Source organism: Pseudomonas sichuanensis (assembly GCF_003231305.1).
GTDB classification, from domain to species: Bacteria; Pseudomonadota; Gammaproteobacteria; order Pseudomonadales; family Pseudomonadaceae; genus Aquipseudomonas; species Aquipseudomonas sichuanensis.
In genome coordinates this window covers 1-15,415 of record NZ_QKVM01000054.1, presented here as the reverse complement: position 1 = coordinate 15,415, position 15,415 = coordinate 1, and the positions used below count along the sequence as shown (strand labels likewise).

Here is a 15,415-nt window from a genome sequence, read left to right as displayed (position 1 = left end):
ATGAGTAAGACCCATTCAGCAGATCACGACGCAACGAATAACCATGATCGTGAATCGTGGCCAAGAGATTTCGATTTTCGTGAGCAGTACGCGGAGCAGCAGGAATTACTGAAGTCGCCGAGCGACGGCACGCAAGCTCCGAACCATCCGAAGGGGGAAAACCATGCTTAACAAGACCAGCCAGATTCAACACATCAGCGCTCGGGAAATCCTCGACTCGCGAGGCAACCCGACGGTTGAAGCCGTGGTGACACTCGCCAATGGCGTCAGTGCTACCGCCAGCGTGCCCTCTGGTGCTTCGACGGGGTCACGCGAAGCGCTTGAATTGCGGGACAACGCAGCGCGCTACATGGGCAAAGGCGTTATGCGAGCGGTCGAGAACGTGAACAACCCGATCCGCGAGTGCCTGATCGGACTGGATGCTTTGAACCAGCGCGAAATCGACAACGTCATGATTGCGCTGGATGGCACCGAGAGTAAGAGCATCCTGGGGGCCAATGCGATTCTCGCCGTGTCACTGGCGACCGCCAAAGCGGCGGCCAAGGTTCAGAACATTCCTTTGTATGAACACTTGGCGGCGCTGTACGGCTCGCCTGGCCAGTTCAGCATGCCGGTTCCCATGATGAACATCATCAACGGGGGTGAGCATGCCGATAACAACATCGACATCCAGGAATTCATGATCCAGCCCGTCGGCGCATCGTCGTTCCGTGAAGGCCTGCGCATGGGCGCCGAGGTGTTCCATTCCTTGAAGAAGGTTTTGTCGGAGCGTGGCTTGAGCACGGCGGTGGGGGATGAGGGTGGGTTCGCGCCTTCGCTGGCCTCCAACGAAGAAGCACTGGTTGTTATCAAGGAAGCGGTGAGTCGAGCGGGTTATGAGCTGGGCAAGGACATTACCCTGGCACTCGATTGCGCGGCATCCGAGTTCTACGAGGGCGGTCAATATGTGCTCGCCGGTGAAGGCCAGTCGTTCAATTCGGCAGGCTTTGCCGATTACCTGGCGATGCTGTGCGACAAGTACCCGATTATCTCCATTGAAGACGGGATGGACGAAAGTGACTGGGACGGCTGGGCAGGCCTGACCCAAAAGCTGGGTCACGTGCAATTGGTGGGTGACGACTTGTTCGTGACCAACACCAAGATACTGCGTGAGGGCATTCAGAAAGGGATCGGTAATTCGATCCTGATCAAGTTCAACCAGATCGGCACGCTCAGCGAAACGCTGGACGCCATTCGCATGGCGCAAGATGCCGGTTACACCGCCGTCATCTCCCATCGTTCGGGTGAGACCGAGGACACCACCATCGCCGACCTCGCCGTCGCCACTTGCGCGGGACAGATCAAGACAGGCTCCCTCAGCCGGTCGGATCGCGTCGGTAAATACAACCGCTTGTTGCGCATCGAAGAGGCCTTGCAGGAGCGGGCGCCTTACAACACGGCCGCGCTTGTGAACAGGAAAGCCTGAATCATGCAGACCTCTTCGAACAAAAAACAACTGGTGATCGGCAACTGGAAAATGAATGGCAGCAGTGCTGAAAACGCGTCGTTGCTGCTTAGTTTGCTGCCGGTGATTTCACGCTTTGAAAGCGTTGAAGTTGCGCTTTGCCCGCCGTATCCCTACCTGACGACCGTAGCCGATTTGCTTGATGATTCAGATGTTGCACTGGGTGCGCAGAATCTCAGCGCCCAGCTCTCAGGCGCTCATACCGGTGAGGTCAGCGCTTCGATGCTCCACGATATCGGCTGTCGCTTTGTGTTGGTCGGGCATTCGGAGCGCCGTGCACTTTATGCCGAGGACGATGATCTCGTGGCAAAGAAATTTGCTACGGCGCTGCGTGCCGGGCTCATTCCGGTGTTGTGTGTGGGCGAAACACTCGCTCAGCGTCAGAGCGGCGAAACGGAAGTGGTCGTCACCAATCAGCTGAATGCGGTACTGAAGGCTGTTGGCATTCAGGATCTGGTTAAAGGCGTGATTGCCTACGAGCCGGTCTGGGCCATTGGTACTGGCGAAACGGCGACGCCCGAGCAGGCGCAAGCGGTGCATCGACACATCCGCCAATATTTGGCTGACCAAGATCGCGCAGCGGCCGCCGATTGCCGGATTTTGTACGGTGGCAGTGTGAAGGCCGACAACGCAGAACAATTGTTCAATCAACCCGATATCGATGGCGGCTTGATCGGCGGAGCGTCTCTGGATGCGATGTCTTTCGCTGCCATTTGCTGGGCGGCTCAAACCGGGCCGATCACCGACTCTATCGCGATCTGAATTCTTTTGAATGTGCAGGCGCTGCGTGTCCGATCGTTTCTTTCGGGCCGCGCGAGCACCTGCACAGAGGGATGAAAAATGACTTTGAATAATCGACTTGAAGCACTGTTCCCAAGCGCTGACGAAATCCCTGCGGCTTTCCGTCCAGGACCGGCCATTGAGCAGCGAGAGTATCTGGTCAATGGGGAACTGCGGTTGTGGGACGGCCCATTAGCGCCGGTCCGTAGCCCTGTGTGCCTGAAAAAAGAATCGGGACACGAGGCCGTGATTCTGGGCAGTACTCCGCTACTGGATGCGCAAACCGCGATGACGGCATTGGATGCGGCGGTGCAGGCCTATGACCGTGGTCAGGGCACCTGGCCCACCCTGCGTGTGGTCGAACGTATTCGCCACGTCGAGGTTTTCCTCAAGCGTATGCGCGAACAACGGGAAGCCGTGGTGAAGTTGTTGATGTGGGAGATCGGCAAGAACCTCAAGGACTCAGAGAAAGAGTTCGATCGCACCTGCGACTACATTGTCGACACCATCAATGCCCTCAAGGAACTGGATCGTCGTTCCAGCCGTTTCGAGCTGGAGCAGGACACGCTGGGACAAATCCGCCGCGTGCCTCTGGGCGTGACCCTGTGCATGGGGCCTTACAACTACCCGCTAAACGAGACGTTCACCACGTTGATCCCGGCGTTGATCATGGGCAACACCGTGGTGTTCAAACCCGCCAAGTTCGGTGTGTTGCTGATCAGGCCATTGCTGGAAGCGTTCCGCGACAGCTTCCCGGCAGGGGTTATCAACATCATCTACGGCAGCGGCCGGGAAACCGTCAGCGCTTTGATGGCCAGTGGCAAGATCGATGTCTTCGCATTCATCGGCACCAACAAGGCGGCCAGTGATCTGAAAAAGCTGCACCCCAAGCCACATCGCCTGCGTGCAGCCCTCGGTCTGGATGCCAAGAATCCCGGCATCGTCCTGCCTGATGTTGATCTGGATAACGCCGTTTCAGAGGCCGTGACCGGTTCTCTGTCGTTTAATGGGCAACGTTGCACGGCGCTGAAAATTCTCTTTGTTCATGAAAACGTAGTTGACGCCTTTCTGGATAAGTTTCAGTCGAAGCTTGCCCAGCTGAAACCGGGCATGCCTTGGGAAGCGGGAGTGGCCTTAACTCCGCTGCCGGAGCCTGGCAAGACTGATTTCCTTACCGGACTTGTGGCCGATGCTGTCAGCAAAGGCGCCCAAGTGGTCAATGCCGGAGGCGGGGAAGTCTGCGAAACCTTCTTCTACCCGGCGTTGCTGTACCCGGTGACTAGCGAAATGCGGGTGTACCACGAAGAGCAATTCGGACCCGTCGTACCAGTGGTGGTTTACCGCGATCTGGAAACAGTCATCAACTACGTCCTCGACTCCGATTTCGGCCAACAACTGAGCATTTTCGGCACGAACTCCGCAGAAGTGGGGCGTCTGGTCGATGCGTTCGCCAACCAGGTAGGGCGCATCAACATCAACGCGCAATGCCAGCGTGGTCCGGACAGCTTTCCCTTCAACGGCCGCAAAAACTCTGCCGAAGGCACGCTCTCGGTCGATGACGCGTTGCGGGTGTTTTCCATCCGGACACTGGTCGCCACCAAGTTCCAGGAGAGCAACAAGGATCTGGTCAGCGACATCATCCGTCATCGTGAGTCGAGCTTCTTGACCACCGACTACATCTTTTAGGGGGCACGATGACTACGCGCTCTTTGATTATTCTCGACGGTGTCGGCATTCGTCAGGCGACTGAGTCGAACGCTTTTGCAGCGGCCAGGACACCTACATTCGATGCGTTGCTTGCGCGTTTTGCGAACAGCCAAATCGAAACATCAGGTTTGGCGGTTGGGCTTCCTCAAGGCCAGATGGGGAACTCCGAAGTTGGGCATATGAACCTGGGAGCGGGCCGAGTGGTTTATCAAAGCCTGACCCGGGTTGATAAAGCGCTCGCCGATGGCGAGTTCTCCCGCAACCCCGCGTTGCTGGAATTGATCCAGGGAATAAAGACGCGCGAGGGTGCTGTGCACGTCATGGGTCTGCTTTCTCCTGGCGGTGTTCATGGCCACATCGATCAGATTGTCGCGGCATGCGGTTGCCTGGTTGAGCAGGGTGTCGAAAAAATCTATGTGCATGGCTTCCTGGATGGTCGGGATACTCCGCCCAAGAGTGCGCAGGCATCGCTTGATGCCTTGGAGATTGAGTTCGCTCGCCTGGGCGCTGGACGGATCGTCTCGTTGGTCGGTCGTTACTATGCAATGGACCGCGATAACCGCTGGCCTCGGATTGAATCGGCGTACCGCCTGATTGTTTCAGGGGATGCTGAACATCAAGCGGCAACCGCTTCTGAGGCTTTGTCAGCAGCTTACGAGCGCGGGGAGTCGGACGAGTTCGTCAAGCCGACAACGATTGGGCAACCTGTCAGTGTCGGCCCTGATGACGCGATGATCTTCATGAACTTCCGCCCCGATCGGGCGCGAGAATTGACCCAGGCATTGATCAAACCTGACTTCGACGCGTTTGAGCGGCCTTTTGTGTTGCCCAAGGATCGACTGCTGACGTTGACCCGGTATTCCGAAGAGCTGGACTGCCCCTGTGCGTTCGCTCCAGAGGCGATCAGCAACAGCTTGGGCGAACACCTGGCGAATCTTGGGAAGAAGCAATTACGTATTGCCGAAACCGAGAAGTATGCCCACGTCACGTTCTTCTTCAACGGTGGCCGAGAGCAGCCTTTTGCCGGTGAAGAGCGAATCCTGATTCCTTCGCCTGATGTGGCTTCCTACGATCTCCAGCCTGAGATGAGTGCACCGCTGCTGACGGATCATCTGGTCAACGCCATCGCCGGCGGCACATTCGACCTTATCGTTTGCAACTACGCCAATGGTGACATGGTGGGCCACACCGGCTCTTTTGACGCCGCAGTAAAGGCCGTAGAAGTACTGGATGACTGTCTGCGCCGAGTGGTCGAAGCGACGCTCGCAGCAGGAGGCGAATGTCTGATTACTGCCGACCACGGCAACGTCGAACAAATGCTCGACGTCAAGTCTGGTCAGGCACACACGGCTCACACCTTGAATCCTGTTCCCCTGATTCTGGTCAGTGAGCAGCCTGATCGTTTGGGACTGAAAAACGGCCGGCTGTGCGATATCGCTCCAACTTTGTTGCAGATGCTGAGTTTGCCTATTCCGTCAGAGATGGATGGCAAGTCGCTTCTTACCGTCTGATTGGCTTACAGGTGCCATCAGTGCATCGCCGTACAGACGATTTGATTGGTCTCCTATCGTTGAGGTAATGCGGCTTATCACGACTCGCTCATTTGAGCATGCGGGCATCGCCAATTTTTGGTGATGCCTTTTTTTGGGTGCGCCAGGCATGGCGCGTTGCGCGTAGCGCAACCCGCTTGGTTGTGGTGGCCAAAGCGGGTGACTTGGAGGTGAAAGTCCTCTACACACCCGGCAACCCGGCACTGCCAAGCGCCGGGCCTGAGGAATTTCCACATCACAGGAATCGCAGGCCACGGCACTTTCGCCCTGGTACTGCACGCGGTTGTCGATGGCCTGCTGAAGCTGTGTTTCCTGCATACGCTGCGCCATCTCGAACTGGATCTCATCCATCTTGGCGGTCCTCCATCGAGGCGCGTGCGCCGGCCATGATGCCGAGCACGGCACGGATCACCTCGTTACCGTGGTGCTCGAGCAAGGCCACCTCATGAGGCTGCCATACGCTGTCAGCAACGCCACTGTGCAGGCTACCGACAAAGGCGCCCTCCTTCTGCAGCAGCTCACCGACCGCTTTCAGCGCATCGGGGGTAGCAGCAACTGGTTGCGGCCTGAACCACACCGCCCCGGCCGGGCGCAGCAAAGCATCCAACAGACGATGATCTTGGGTGGCACCGATGATCTCCTCCAGCTCATCCGGCGTTGGCCAACGAGCCTCGAAGTTGAACTTCAGCTTTTTCTGCAAGGCATCCAGATCCATGCCCAGATCGAGTGCGAGGCAGGTTAGCCCGCCACGATAGTCACGCCCCGCGCGATAGAGCGCCTGACGGATGTTGAGTACCGGACCAGCGTCCGGCAAAAGGTCTGTGCGACTCATAACCGTAAAAGACTCCTTTACGGTGTAGCCATCGTGCAGGGCAAGCCCTACTCTATGACCACGACCGATGCAGTGCTGTGTCGTCGTATGCCGAACCAAGGAGGTGAGAGTCCTTGCTCGGCACCCCGCCCATCTGGAGGTGAGAGTCCAGAGAGGCACCCACCGGCCCCTTCTGGGGCCGGTACCCTTAAATCAATTAGGCAAATGCCCTCAGGACCCAGCATGACGGCGCTCTGCGAGCGCCTGCTTGAGTGAGTCCAAGTCGAACGATTGACCGCGCGCCTTAGCTTCCGCAGCGATTAAGCCCAAGTAGTTCGTTTCACCCGTGTACTCAGTCCTCGGTACAGAGTCAGCCGCGATCCACTTGTAGACCGCGCGCGGGCTTACACCACAGAGGCAAGAAACCTTCACAGCCCCACCTGCAGCGGCGATTGCATCTTTCAAGGTGCTCATTTCGCATACCCGAATAGTGAACCTGAAGTACATATTATGTCGGAACTGAAAGTACACGCAAGCCTGTGCGATAGTGAACACATGGTTCAGATAAAAGATTTACGCACTGCTTTCGTAATCCGCCTTAAGAATGCCGCCAACGAGGCTGGGATTCCTGAGTGGGGCCTAGGCGCGCGCCTGGCGTCTATAACCGGCAAAACGGCTAAAGCCGCCAGTAAATGGCTCAATGGCGAAAGCATGCCCGCCAGGGAGTCAATGCAGCAGATTGCCGATGCCTTGGAGGTGCCCGTCGAGTGGCTTGCGCACGGCAAAGGCTTACCGATACACACCATTCAGGCTCCATACGCCCTCAAGCACTATGCATATAGGCCTGTCGCAAACGAACAAGCGAACGTTCGAGACACCCCGGAGGCGCACCGGATAACAAGGAGTTACCCATTGATCAGTTGGGTTGCAGCAGGCAGCTGGGCCGAGGCGCCAGACCTCTACACCCTAGGCGACGGTTCAGAACTCCTGGAATCACAAGAGAATGCGGGGCCTCATGGCTACTGGCTGGAGGTCAATGGCACCTCCATGGTCGCCCCGGAGGGCCCCTCCTTCTACCCAGGCTTTCGCATACTGGTTCGCCCTGAAGGCTTTGATGTTATCAGCGGCAAGCTCTACATTGCCAAACTCATGGACACCGGAGAAACCACGTTCAAGCAGTATGTCCGCGACGCCGGCATCGAGTACCTCAAGCCCTTCAATCCCGCCTTCAAGACTATCGTGATCGACGACAACATCCGCCTCATCGGCAGAGTCATAGACGCCAAGCCCCCTCGCAGCATGTTCTAAATATGTACTTTAGGTTCTTGACCAATGTGAACCCCTAGTACATATTTATCGCGTACCCACTCTCACACTCGGAGTACGCGACATGCAAACGACACAGCACGCCTCCCGCTGCCAGGTGCTCCCGCACCCAGCGTGCACCACCAATCCTGACGCCGTACGCGCCGTACAGCAGGCAACCGGCCAACTTTTGGTGATCAACGGAGGCAAGCCTCAGCTCTACTTCGCCACCGGCAAGACGGATCCATTTTCGCCAGGCCCCCACTTACGCCGATTCCTGATCATCGACGAGCACGACTCCCTACTCGGAGGTGACGTCGCATGAGCCAGATCCTGATCGGCCTCGCCGGCCACGCTCGCGTGGGCAAAGATACCGCCGCCCAGTACCTTGAGGCGCACCACACCCTCATCAGCTACGCCTTTGCGGACCCGCTCAAGCAGGCCCTGGCCAGCATGTTCAATCTCGCCGACACCCAACTGGAAGGGCCGGCGAAAGAACTGCCCCTGACCTGGCTAGGGAAATCACCGCGCGAGCTGATGCAACTGCTCGGCACCGAATGGGGGCGCGATCTCGTCCACCCACAGCTTTGGCTGCTGCTCGCCGAGCAGAAACTGCAATTACTCGCCGAGCATGATCAATCCATGAATGGCGTGGTGATTCGCGATGTTCGCTTCGAAAACGAAGCGGACTGGGTACGCAACAAAGGCGGCGTGATCTTTCACATCAGCCGCCGTGGCATCCGCCCGGCGAATGGGCATGTCAGCGAAAGCGGGGTACGTCACAACGCCGGCGATTACGTGATCGAAAACGACGGCACACTGGAAGAGCTATACAGCCAACTGGACCGCGCAGCCTCGAACTTCATTCGCCGCGAACGCGCCGCCTGAGACCACAACCATGAACCGCACCCTGAACCAGGCTGCTCAGGTACTGGGCATCCGCGAGAGCGCATTGCGTACCTGGCTGCGCGAGCAAGGTCACCTCAACAAGGACGGCACCCTGGCCGCCAAACACGTCGGAGGGGGCAAGCTGTTCATGGAGCCTCGTGTGACGGAGCTCAAGCACTCTGGCCGCCGCAAGCACTACGTCGTGTTGATGGTTACCGAGTCAGGCGTTGACTGGCTGGCGAAACAGATGTGTATCGCGATCAAGGAAGTACCACAAAAGGACACTGCCGCATGAACAAGGCCACGCCAGATTCAATCACCAATGCCATGCAGTTGGTAGCGCTCTACACCGCCCTTCTGGCGATCACCCCTCTGGGCTGGCTGCCACATGTCACCCTCACCAATGATCTGGCGCGCCCCTTCGGCGCAGTGATCACAGACGAAGCCGGCGATGTCGCCGCATGGGACAAAGGAAAGACTGTCGACAGTCTTGTTGCGCAACTCCAGCTCCGGCTGCCAGCGGGGTGCGGGGAGGCTCGGGCGTGACGACCCTGGAACTACTGCAGCAACGGTGGAAGGCCAACAGCCTCCCTCTTAACGATGTGCGAGAGCACTACTTCCCACATATCAGAACGGAGAAGCGCCTCCGCGCGCTGATCAAAGCCAAGGAGGTCGCCCTCCCGACCTTCAAGCACACCGATTCCCGCCTGGCGCCGCTGTATGTGCGCCTGACGGATCTGGCCACTTACCTCGACGCTCGCGCTGAGGCAGCGGCTTAACCTGGGCATATCGCCCATCCCCAAGAGGCACAGCACATGAAAGCAACTGATACCGCCGAGTTCCTGCACTCACTCAACGCCGGGGTGTTCGCCCAGCAGGTAGGAGCCGCCTTGTCGGCTGTCGCAGCTGGCTGCGTGACCTACGGAAAACAAGGCCAGGTAACCCTGACCTTCAAGGTCAAGCAGATCGCGCAGAGCCACCAGGTAGCCGTTACCCACACCCTGGACTATGTCGAGCCGACCAAGCGGGGCAAACGTCGTGAGGACACCACCCTCGACACCCCACTCTACGTTACGCCGGACGGCCTGCAGCTGTTCCTGACCAACCCGACAGATCAGCTGTTCAAGCCGGAAGACACCCCGGTGCATGCCCGCACCTGACCCAACCCGCAACACCCTTCAACTCTCACACCACAAGGTAATGAAGAATGAAAGAAGCACTGCAACTGTTCATCCAAACCATCCGCGCAAGTTCTACCCAAATGCTGGACACCAGCGGCGGCCACACTGTTGCCCTCGTGCCCGATGGCTGCCGCCCGCACAGCCTGGAGCAATACCAGATCGGCCGCGATCGTTTCCGCGCCTCCTTACTCACTCACTCCCTGGACGACTTCAGTACCTACGTCGCGAACCACACGACTGAGGACCAGCATCCTGCCGGCTTCGTAGACCAGGACCGCATGAGCGCCACCGTGTTGTTCAACCTCGGCGACGCGACCCAGCCGGGCCACGGGGACGATACCGCCACCCTCACCCTCAAGCCAACCGCAGCCTATTCGGCACTGCAGGCAGTGGCTGGCCAGGCTCTCTCCCAGCAACAACTGGCAGAGTTCCTCGAGGATTGGATGCCGCACCTGCTGGCCAGCGCCAATGACGAGAAACTGGAAATGCCGGCCGCGATCAACGCCGTACGCCGCATGAGCATCAAGGCCACAAGCCAGCAGGACAGCGTGGTAGGCGATCTGGCCGCCAGCCGCAGCGCGATGGATGCTATCGAAGCACGCAGCCTGGAGACCCTGCCCACTACCTTCATCTTCACTTCACCACCCTTCGACGCCCTGCAGCCTGCCGACATCACCCTGCGTGTTTCGGTGATTACTGGCCGCGACCAGCCACTACTGAAGCTGCGCTGGGTCGGCGAGGAGGCACAGCGCGAGGCCTTCGCGGATGAGTTCAAGCAGGTACTGCAGCAGGAAATCGGCAGTCTGGTGAACCTCACCATAGGCACCTTCCAGCAAGGCAAGTAGCCACAACCCAACAACATGACCCCGCCGTCGGACTCTCACACAATTCCCGGCGGCGGGCTCTACGAGGACACAGCCCATGCAACCCCACCACTACGCACTCGCCGCCGGCATCCTCTGGCTGCTTACCCTCATCGCCATGCCTTTCCTGCTCGCAAAGGCGCGCAATCGCGCCCACGAACAGGGCTTTGCAGACGGCAAGCTGGCTCACCAGCACACGCTGAAACTGCAGCTGCAGGACGCGAAGCGAGACCAGGAAGCGTTGCGCACAGAGCTTGCTGAAACTCAGCAGAACTGCGCACGGCAACTGGACGCCCGCGCAGCCAACATCGCAGACCTGGAAGCGCGAATCATGTCCTACACCGGACTGGCTGTGACCAGAAAGGACTACGACCAACTGCTTGCCGCTGCGGAATCCCTTCGCCTCACCAACCGCACCCTCACCGCGTTGAAATCTGGCCCCCAAGCAGCCCGGGCAGGAGCCGCCTGACGTTGAAGGCAAGGACGTTATCATCGTGGACTTCAGCTACAAGTACGACGTGCTTGTGAAGATGAGCTGGAAGGCGCACAGCATTATCATCCTGGACCACCACAAATCTGCAGCTGAAGACCTCAAACCGCTCCTGCCATTTCATGCCGGAGTTAGGGTCGATGGCCGCTATCCCGACAACTCGGTATCGCTGGGATGGGAAAGCGCCCACGAACTGATGCTTTCGCAGGGCGCCCCAGCAATCGCCTGCTGCTTCGACATGCACCGCAGCGGCGCCATGCTCGCTTGGGACCACTTTTTCCCTGGGCAAGAGCCGCCAATGCTGCTACGCCACATCGAGGATCGTGACCTCTGGCTGTTCCAACTGGACGGCACCCGAGAGATCCAGGCCAATCTGTTCAGCTACCCCTACGACTTCGAAGTTTGGGACAAGCTCATGGCCGCCGATGCGGGAACCCTGCGCTCGGACGGCGCTGCGATCGAGCGTAAGCACCACAAGGACATTGCCGAACTGGTCGCCGTGATGAAGCGCCGCATGGTAATCGGCGGCCACGATGTGCCGGCCGCCAGTCTTCCCTACACGCTCACCAGCGATGCGGGTCACCTGATGTCGCAGGGTGAACCGTTCGCGGCCTGCTACTGGGATACCCCTGCCGGCAGGGTGTTCAGCCTTCGAAGCAATGATGAAGGCCTTGATGTGTCGGAGATCGCCAAGCAGTACGGCGGTGGCGGACACCGCAATGCGGCGGGCTTCAGGGTGTCGCTCGACCATGAACTGGTACGAGGCGCTGCTGCCAATGAAGCCTCAGCGTTGGACGCAGAGACCTGCGCAGTCGCTTGGCTCGGCCAGGCCGGGCTGTACCGCACTCGCCTGGAAGCCACGCAGAATGGCGAGCAGCACGTGGAGCCTGTTTCCGCCGACGAACTGATCGAACTCGCACGCGGCCACGTTCGCGAGGGCCTCAGCCATACCCTGCCGCAGAAGGAAAAACATTCATGAACACAGCTTTTGTGTTGATGGCGCAATACAACGGACTGGCTATTATCTCGCTCGAGCAGGTGTGCGCCGATTACTTCACGCACCTCACGCCGCTCGTGTTCCAACGCAAGGTACTGGCCGGTGAGATCAAGCTGCCCATCACTCGACTTGAGCCGAGCCAGAAGAGCGCCCGAGGCATCCATATTGCCGATCTCGCACTCTATCTTGATCAGCAGCGGGACGCTGCGCGCAAAGAGTGCGCGCAGTTGAACAAGACGCTTCGGACAGGTTAGCTGAAAGATTGCACCTCACTTAGTCCGTGTCTGTCGCCCGCACTGACCATCTACTTGCATTGGCACCGGCCAGTTGCATTCAACTCGACCACCTGTTCTCGATGGCCGGCTCCGACCGTCGGCTATCGACCCGAAGCTTTCCTTCGCGAAGGGCAGAAATTGGCCAGAATTGCCGTTCACGCACCACAGCTATAATCCCAAACAGCTCTAACGTCTGGTTAAGGGAGGGATTAAGCCGGTCCAGAGTGAGCGAAGCGAATGATTTGGACCAATTGTTAAGTGTCTCCAAATCTGAGTGCGAACTCCCACCCTTCATGAGATTGCATAATTTCTGTAAACCTCGCCCAAGAGATGAATTTCCCATCAATAACAACTCCGCCATTAGCGACGCGACCTTCGCATTTGTTAGTGAGCAAGTGAGGGAAATTATTCGGGTTAAGGTTCCGCGTGGCCAGAGCGGCACGAATTTTCTCTACTAGCTTTATGAAAGCCTCGTGGGGTGAAGTGTAGGAGAATGATGAGAACTCATAATTTCCATCAGGATTTTCTGACTCCTTGGCGGTAATTGTATAACAAATTGTTTTATAGCCGCTCAGATTGAAAGTTCGGACAGCACCGGTGAAGTCTGCGATTTCCAGAGGCTTGCAGTGCTGCGCAATGAACTCTTCCCACTGTATATCTTTCGTCATTTTGCGTGGCTCGGATGATTAATTTGACACCTAACGACTAAGGCAACGACTGGCCAAAGGGGCAGCTTTTTGCCGGCCAGCGAACGGAGGTAGCAACAGTTGAACGCATTTTATGCGCACAACACAAGACTCTCCAGTGCCTCATAGCTAGCCTGAAGATTTTGAACAAAATCCTCAGCTAGCTCTGGCATGCCATAAACATAAGTATCTCGATAGGATAATTTAAAAATCTTGTAATTTAGCATGCTGCCGATGTGCCCGGTGGAAACTGGCTCAAAGGGCCTACAATTGATTATTTCTGCATTGAGATATTTATCTTCGATAATGTTATATTGATCTGCCGTTATATCTATTGCTGTTTCTCGATACTCCAGCCAGTAGTGGGATATTGTGCCATTTCCGTTATGATCGGCGGCAGTTCCACCCACTCCACGAATAACTATTGAAGGCCATTTTTTAAGTGCGTGGTAAGTGAATAACAAGGAGGATAGCTTGCAATTCATGACCGGAAAATCTTCAGTGACTAGTGGAATGCTTTCTTTTTTACAAAGCTCCAGTGCGAGTCTGAACCTTATCGCCTCGGTGACTACTTCACCTGTGTCTGGCTCGGTCATAGCTCTATGTAAACAACGTTTGGCTGAGGGAGGCGCTTTAGCCAATCCCAGTGAGCGAGGCGAACGGTTTGAGCCAGTTGTTATGTGCCTCACTGCTGAAGCCCATGATTACTGTAGTCGAGTTTGAAGTCAGCAAATGCCGCCAGTGTTCGCTCTGTAGGGTAAGCCCAGAAAATAGGAGTTAAATGATTTTCCTTGCAGAATTTAACAACTTCATTCCCCATAAGCTCAATGGTTTTTGCCTGTTGACGCTCAGATATATTAGAGTTACGCCAATGATTGAAATAAATTCTGTCCTCAAAGTCGGAAACTGCCTTACCTACAGTGCGCACATACTGATGATTGGTGGCTTCAGCAAAGCGAGCAGTTGGAAGCAAGTTATTTAGAAATTCATAGAAATGGATAGGATCGTAGCGATCATGGTTACGACAGTTCATTAGTTGCTCTACGGCTTCCGGGTGGTTTATAAAACCATTCGCATAATTTCCGCTCAACGAGCAAGTAAAGCCTATATTGTGATCTACAAAAGCAAATAGAAATTTCTTTTGGCTTTTAGAGTACGCAGTTTCGATAGCGCAATTGTGATACTGGACAGTGAAAAATGCAACGAAGGTGTCAAGGGCGTCCATTCGCTCTTCAAAAATTTCAATATTGGTAAATATCATGCATCCCTCACTTTTACATAAAGTTTGATCAAAGGGCCGATTTCAGACGGTGCTGCGTGAGCGAAGCTAGACGACACACGCGGGGGCACTGTTTTCACCACTTGTATCGCATAACGTTCCTTGTCCATGGATAACTCGTTCAGTCGCGCATTAGCTGCGATGGAAACGCAACATGAGGCGGGGATAAAAGCGACATGGGCATTTACGGAGATTACAAAGTTGCTGGCAGCGTGTCCATGGCCTGTTTCGGCTTGTAACTGCTGTTCGTAACGAGACACTAGCCACTTCCCCCAAGGGGCCGGTTCTGGCCGTTGGCTGCCCTCTGCCAGGGGCGGCTTTGGGTCGATTGCAGCCGTCACAGACCTTGGTGGATATCTTCGCCGGCACTGGGCCTTCTATACTGCTTTGGTCAAACTACCTGGTTATCGCATGAAACGATCCATCGAGGGACTGGCAGAAGCTGGCGAGGAGCTGATCCAGAAAGCGATCGATGCACAGCACCGCCTGCGGCAAGCTGAGGCAAATGGTGCGCGGCCTGAAGAGATCGAACTCTTAAGGGCGGTCGCGGATTTACGATATCGATTGGTGACCGAACATCAGCTCATCATCCGCGGTGAAGTACCGCACATCCTGCATTGACGCCGGAGGAGTGACTCGTGAAGCGAGATGTGACGAAAGTTCTCCTTCCAGATCACCAGGCCTTCTCTGATGCGATGGAGGCCTTGAAGCGCTACCACGAAGCAAAAGATTTGGGTGCGCCGCCTGAAGAGATTGAGCGTCTAAAGAGCCTGGCCGAGTCGCTGTTCCAAGCCCTCACCGACTACCAGCTGCGGGCTCTCAGCGGACCTGGTTTCACCACCCACTGACAGGGTGTCGCTAATCGGACGTTGCCCAGCCCCTAGTCGATCTGCGCATTATCCAGCCGGACTACTCAACCCGTGCACCGAGGGTAACTGGAGCCCGGATAATCCGCTCTAACCACTTCCATTCTGTGTATCGATCGTCCCGTCCACGCAGGTGGGTATAGCGCCGCAACGAGTTCCAGTCACGATGACCGGAGACACTCGACACCCGTGGGATATCCCAATTCATTTCGAACAGCCGGCTCACTCCCTCA

The 15,415-nt window shown here is 56.7% G+C and carries 23 protein-coding genes and 1 pseudogene; 17 read left to right on the top strand and 7 right to left on the bottom strand.

Annotated elements, in window-relative coordinates; all coding sequences use genetic code 11:
• The 5 genes from DM373_RS29005 (at nucleotide 1) to gpmI (ending at nucleotide 5,502) form a co-directional block, all read left to right on the top strand.
• Entirely contained in the window at nucleotides 1–171 is a 171-nt protein-coding gene (locus DM373_RS29005; protein ID WP_166729440.1) for a hypothetical protein, read from the top strand.
• Nucleotides 164–1,465, top strand: a complete 1,302-nt coding sequence (gene eno, locus DM373_RS23370; protein ID WP_060501487.1) for a phosphopyruvate hydratase — start codon at nucleotides 164–166, stop codon at nucleotides 1,463–1,465. Before DM373_RS29005 ends, eno begins: the two co-directional genes overlap by 8 nt.
• Before the next feature lie 3 nt (nucleotides 1,466–1,468).
• Nucleotides 1,469–2,266 carry a triose-phosphate isomerase gene (gene tpiA, locus DM373_RS23365; protein ID WP_057978693.1) on the top strand — a complete coding sequence of 266 codons (798 nt, stop codon included), beginning with the start codon at nucleotides 1,469–1,471 and terminating at the stop codon, nucleotides 2,264–2,266.
• A 78-nt stretch (nucleotides 2,267–2,344) separates the two neighbouring features.
• A complete protein-coding gene (locus DM373_RS23360) occupies nucleotides 2,345–3,970 on the top strand; it encodes an NADP-dependent glyceraldehyde-3-phosphate dehydrogenase (protein ID WP_057978691.1) in 1,626 nt (541 codons plus the stop codon).
• 8 nt (nucleotides 3,971–3,978) lie between these two features.
• Nucleotides 3,979–5,502 (top strand): 2,3-bisphosphoglycerate-independent phosphoglycerate mutase, encoded by a 1,524-nt coding sequence (gene gpmI / locus DM373_RS23355; protein ID WP_057978689.1) that lies wholly within the window; start codon nucleotides 3,979–3,981, stop codon nucleotides 5,500–5,502.
• Here gpmI and DM373_RS23350 read toward each other — a convergent pair.
• Nucleotides 5,467–5,892, bottom strand: a complete 426-nt coding sequence (locus DM373_RS23350; RefSeq protein ID WP_110995834.1) for a TraR/DksA C4-type zinc finger protein — start codon at nucleotides 5,890–5,892, stop codon at nucleotides 5,467–5,469. The two genes, gpmI and DM373_RS23350, sit on opposite strands and share 36 nt — an antisense overlap.
• Nucleotides 5,885–6,373: a phage regulatory CII family protein gene (locus DM373_RS23345; RefSeq protein WP_110995833.1), complete on the bottom strand. Its 489-nt coding sequence runs from the start codon at nucleotides 6,371–6,373 to the stop codon at nucleotides 5,885–5,887. The genes DM373_RS23350 and DM373_RS23345 overlap by 8 nt, the downstream gene beginning before the upstream one ends.
• Nucleotides 6,374–6,862: 489 nt before the next feature.
• Here DM373_RS23345 and DM373_RS23335 point away from each other — a divergent pair, with 489 nt between their 5' ends.
• The 10 genes from DM373_RS23335 to DM373_RS23285 all read left to right on the top strand — a co-directional run bounded on the left by DM373_RS23335 (nucleotide 6,863) and on the right by DM373_RS23285 (nucleotide 12,330).
• Nucleotides 6,863–7,660 (top strand): LexA family transcriptional regulator, encoded by a 798-nt coding sequence (locus DM373_RS23335; RefSeq protein WP_110995832.1) that lies wholly within the window; start codon nucleotides 6,863–6,865, stop codon nucleotides 7,658–7,660.
• Nucleotides 7,661–7,978: 318 nt separating this feature from the next.
• On the top strand, nucleotides 7,979–8,545 hold the full coding sequence (locus DM373_RS23325; RefSeq protein ID WP_110995830.1) for a deoxynucleotide monophosphate kinase family protein: 567 nt from the start codon (nucleotides 7,979–7,981) through the stop codon (nucleotides 8,543–8,545).
• 10 nt (nucleotides 8,546–8,555) lie between these two features.
• A complete protein-coding gene (locus DM373_RS23320; RefSeq protein WP_110995829.1) occupies nucleotides 8,556–8,840 on the top strand; it encodes a phage antirepressor KilAC domain-containing protein in 285 nt (94 codons plus the stop codon).
• Nucleotides 8,837–9,091, top strand: a complete 255-nt coding sequence (locus DM373_RS29000; protein ID WP_167409857.1) for a hypothetical protein — start codon at nucleotides 8,837–8,839, stop codon at nucleotides 9,089–9,091. Before DM373_RS23320 ends, DM373_RS29000 begins: the two co-directional genes overlap by 4 nt.
• Entirely contained in the window at nucleotides 9,088–9,324 is a 237-nt protein-coding gene (locus tag DM373_RS23315) for a pyocin activator PrtN family protein (RefSeq protein ID WP_208642828.1), read from the top strand. Before DM373_RS29000 ends, DM373_RS23315 begins: the two co-directional genes overlap by 4 nt.
• Nucleotides 9,325–9,360: 36 nt before the next feature.
• Nucleotides 9,361–9,705 (top strand): hypothetical protein, encoded by a 345-nt coding sequence (locus DM373_RS23310; protein ID WP_110995827.1) that lies wholly within the window; start codon nucleotides 9,361–9,363, stop codon nucleotides 9,703–9,705.
• Nucleotides 9,706–9,752: 47 nt separating this feature from the next.
• Nucleotides 9,753–10,571: a DUF2303 family protein gene (locus tag DM373_RS23305; protein ID WP_110995826.1), complete on the top strand. Its 819-nt coding sequence runs from the start codon at nucleotides 9,753–9,755 to the stop codon at nucleotides 10,569–10,571.
• Nucleotides 10,572–10,647: 76 nt separating this feature from the next.
• A complete protein-coding gene (locus tag DM373_RS23300; RefSeq protein ID WP_110995825.1) occupies nucleotides 10,648–11,058 on the top strand; it encodes a hypothetical protein in 411 nt (136 codons plus the stop codon).
• 25 nt (nucleotides 11,059–11,083) lie between these two features.
• Nucleotides 11,084–12,058: a DHHA1 domain-containing protein gene (locus DM373_RS23295; RefSeq protein ID WP_244215122.1), complete on the top strand. Its 975-nt coding sequence runs from the start codon at nucleotides 11,084–11,086 to the stop codon at nucleotides 12,056–12,058.
• Entirely contained in the window at nucleotides 12,055–12,330 is a 276-nt protein-coding gene (locus DM373_RS23285; protein ID WP_110995824.1) for a pyocin activator PrtN family protein, read from the top strand. The genes DM373_RS23295 and DM373_RS23285 overlap by 4 nt, the downstream gene beginning before the upstream one ends.
• A gap of 275 nt (nucleotides 12,331–12,605) precedes the next feature.
• Here the strand turns inward: DM373_RS23285 and DM373_RS28840 are convergent, their stop codons facing one another.
• From DM373_RS28840 to DM373_RS29460, 4 genes are all read right to left on the bottom strand, one after another.
• On the bottom strand, nucleotides 12,606–13,019 hold the full coding sequence (locus DM373_RS28840) for a DUF7713 domain-containing protein (protein WP_157966880.1): 414 nt from the start codon (nucleotides 13,017–13,019) through the stop codon (nucleotides 12,606–12,608).
• Nucleotides 13,020–13,129: 110 nt separating this feature from the next.
• Nucleotides 13,130–13,633 (bottom strand): hypothetical protein, encoded by a 504-nt coding sequence (locus DM373_RS28835; protein WP_157966879.1) that lies wholly within the window; start codon nucleotides 13,631–13,633, stop codon nucleotides 13,130–13,132.
• A gap of 89 nt (nucleotides 13,634–13,722) precedes the next feature.
• Nucleotides 13,723–14,298 (bottom strand): hypothetical protein, encoded by a 576-nt coding sequence (locus DM373_RS23280; RefSeq protein WP_110995823.1) that lies wholly within the window; start codon nucleotides 14,296–14,298, stop codon nucleotides 13,723–13,725.
• The gene (locus DM373_RS29460; RefSeq protein ID WP_279630492.1) at nucleotides 14,295–14,426 is read right to left on the bottom strand and encodes a hypothetical protein; all 132 of its coding nucleotides are present in this window, start codon (nucleotides 14,424–14,426) and stop codon (nucleotides 14,295–14,297) included. Before DM373_RS29460 ends, DM373_RS23280 begins: the two co-directional genes overlap by 4 nt.
• 301 nt (nucleotides 14,427–14,727) lie before the next feature.
• Here DM373_RS29460 and DM373_RS23275 point away from each other — a divergent pair, with 301 nt between their 5' ends.
• Together DM373_RS23275 and DM373_RS23270 are read left to right on the top strand one after the other, a co-directional pair.
• The gene (locus DM373_RS23275; RefSeq protein WP_110995822.1) at nucleotides 14,728–14,937 is read left to right on the top strand and encodes a hypothetical protein; all 210 of its coding nucleotides are present in this window, start codon (nucleotides 14,728–14,730) and stop codon (nucleotides 14,935–14,937) included.
• 17 nt (nucleotides 14,938–14,954) lie between these two features.
• The gene (locus tag DM373_RS23270) at nucleotides 14,955–15,164 is read left to right on the top strand and encodes a hypothetical protein (RefSeq protein ID WP_110995821.1); all 210 of its coding nucleotides are present in this window, start codon (nucleotides 14,955–14,957) and stop codon (nucleotides 15,162–15,164) included.
• A 61-nt stretch (nucleotides 15,165–15,225) separates the two neighbouring features.
• Here the strand turns inward: DM373_RS23270 and DM373_RS29315 are convergent.
• A pseudogene (locus DM373_RS29315) lies at nucleotides 15,226–15,415 on the bottom strand (site-specific integrase); the annotation flags it as partial.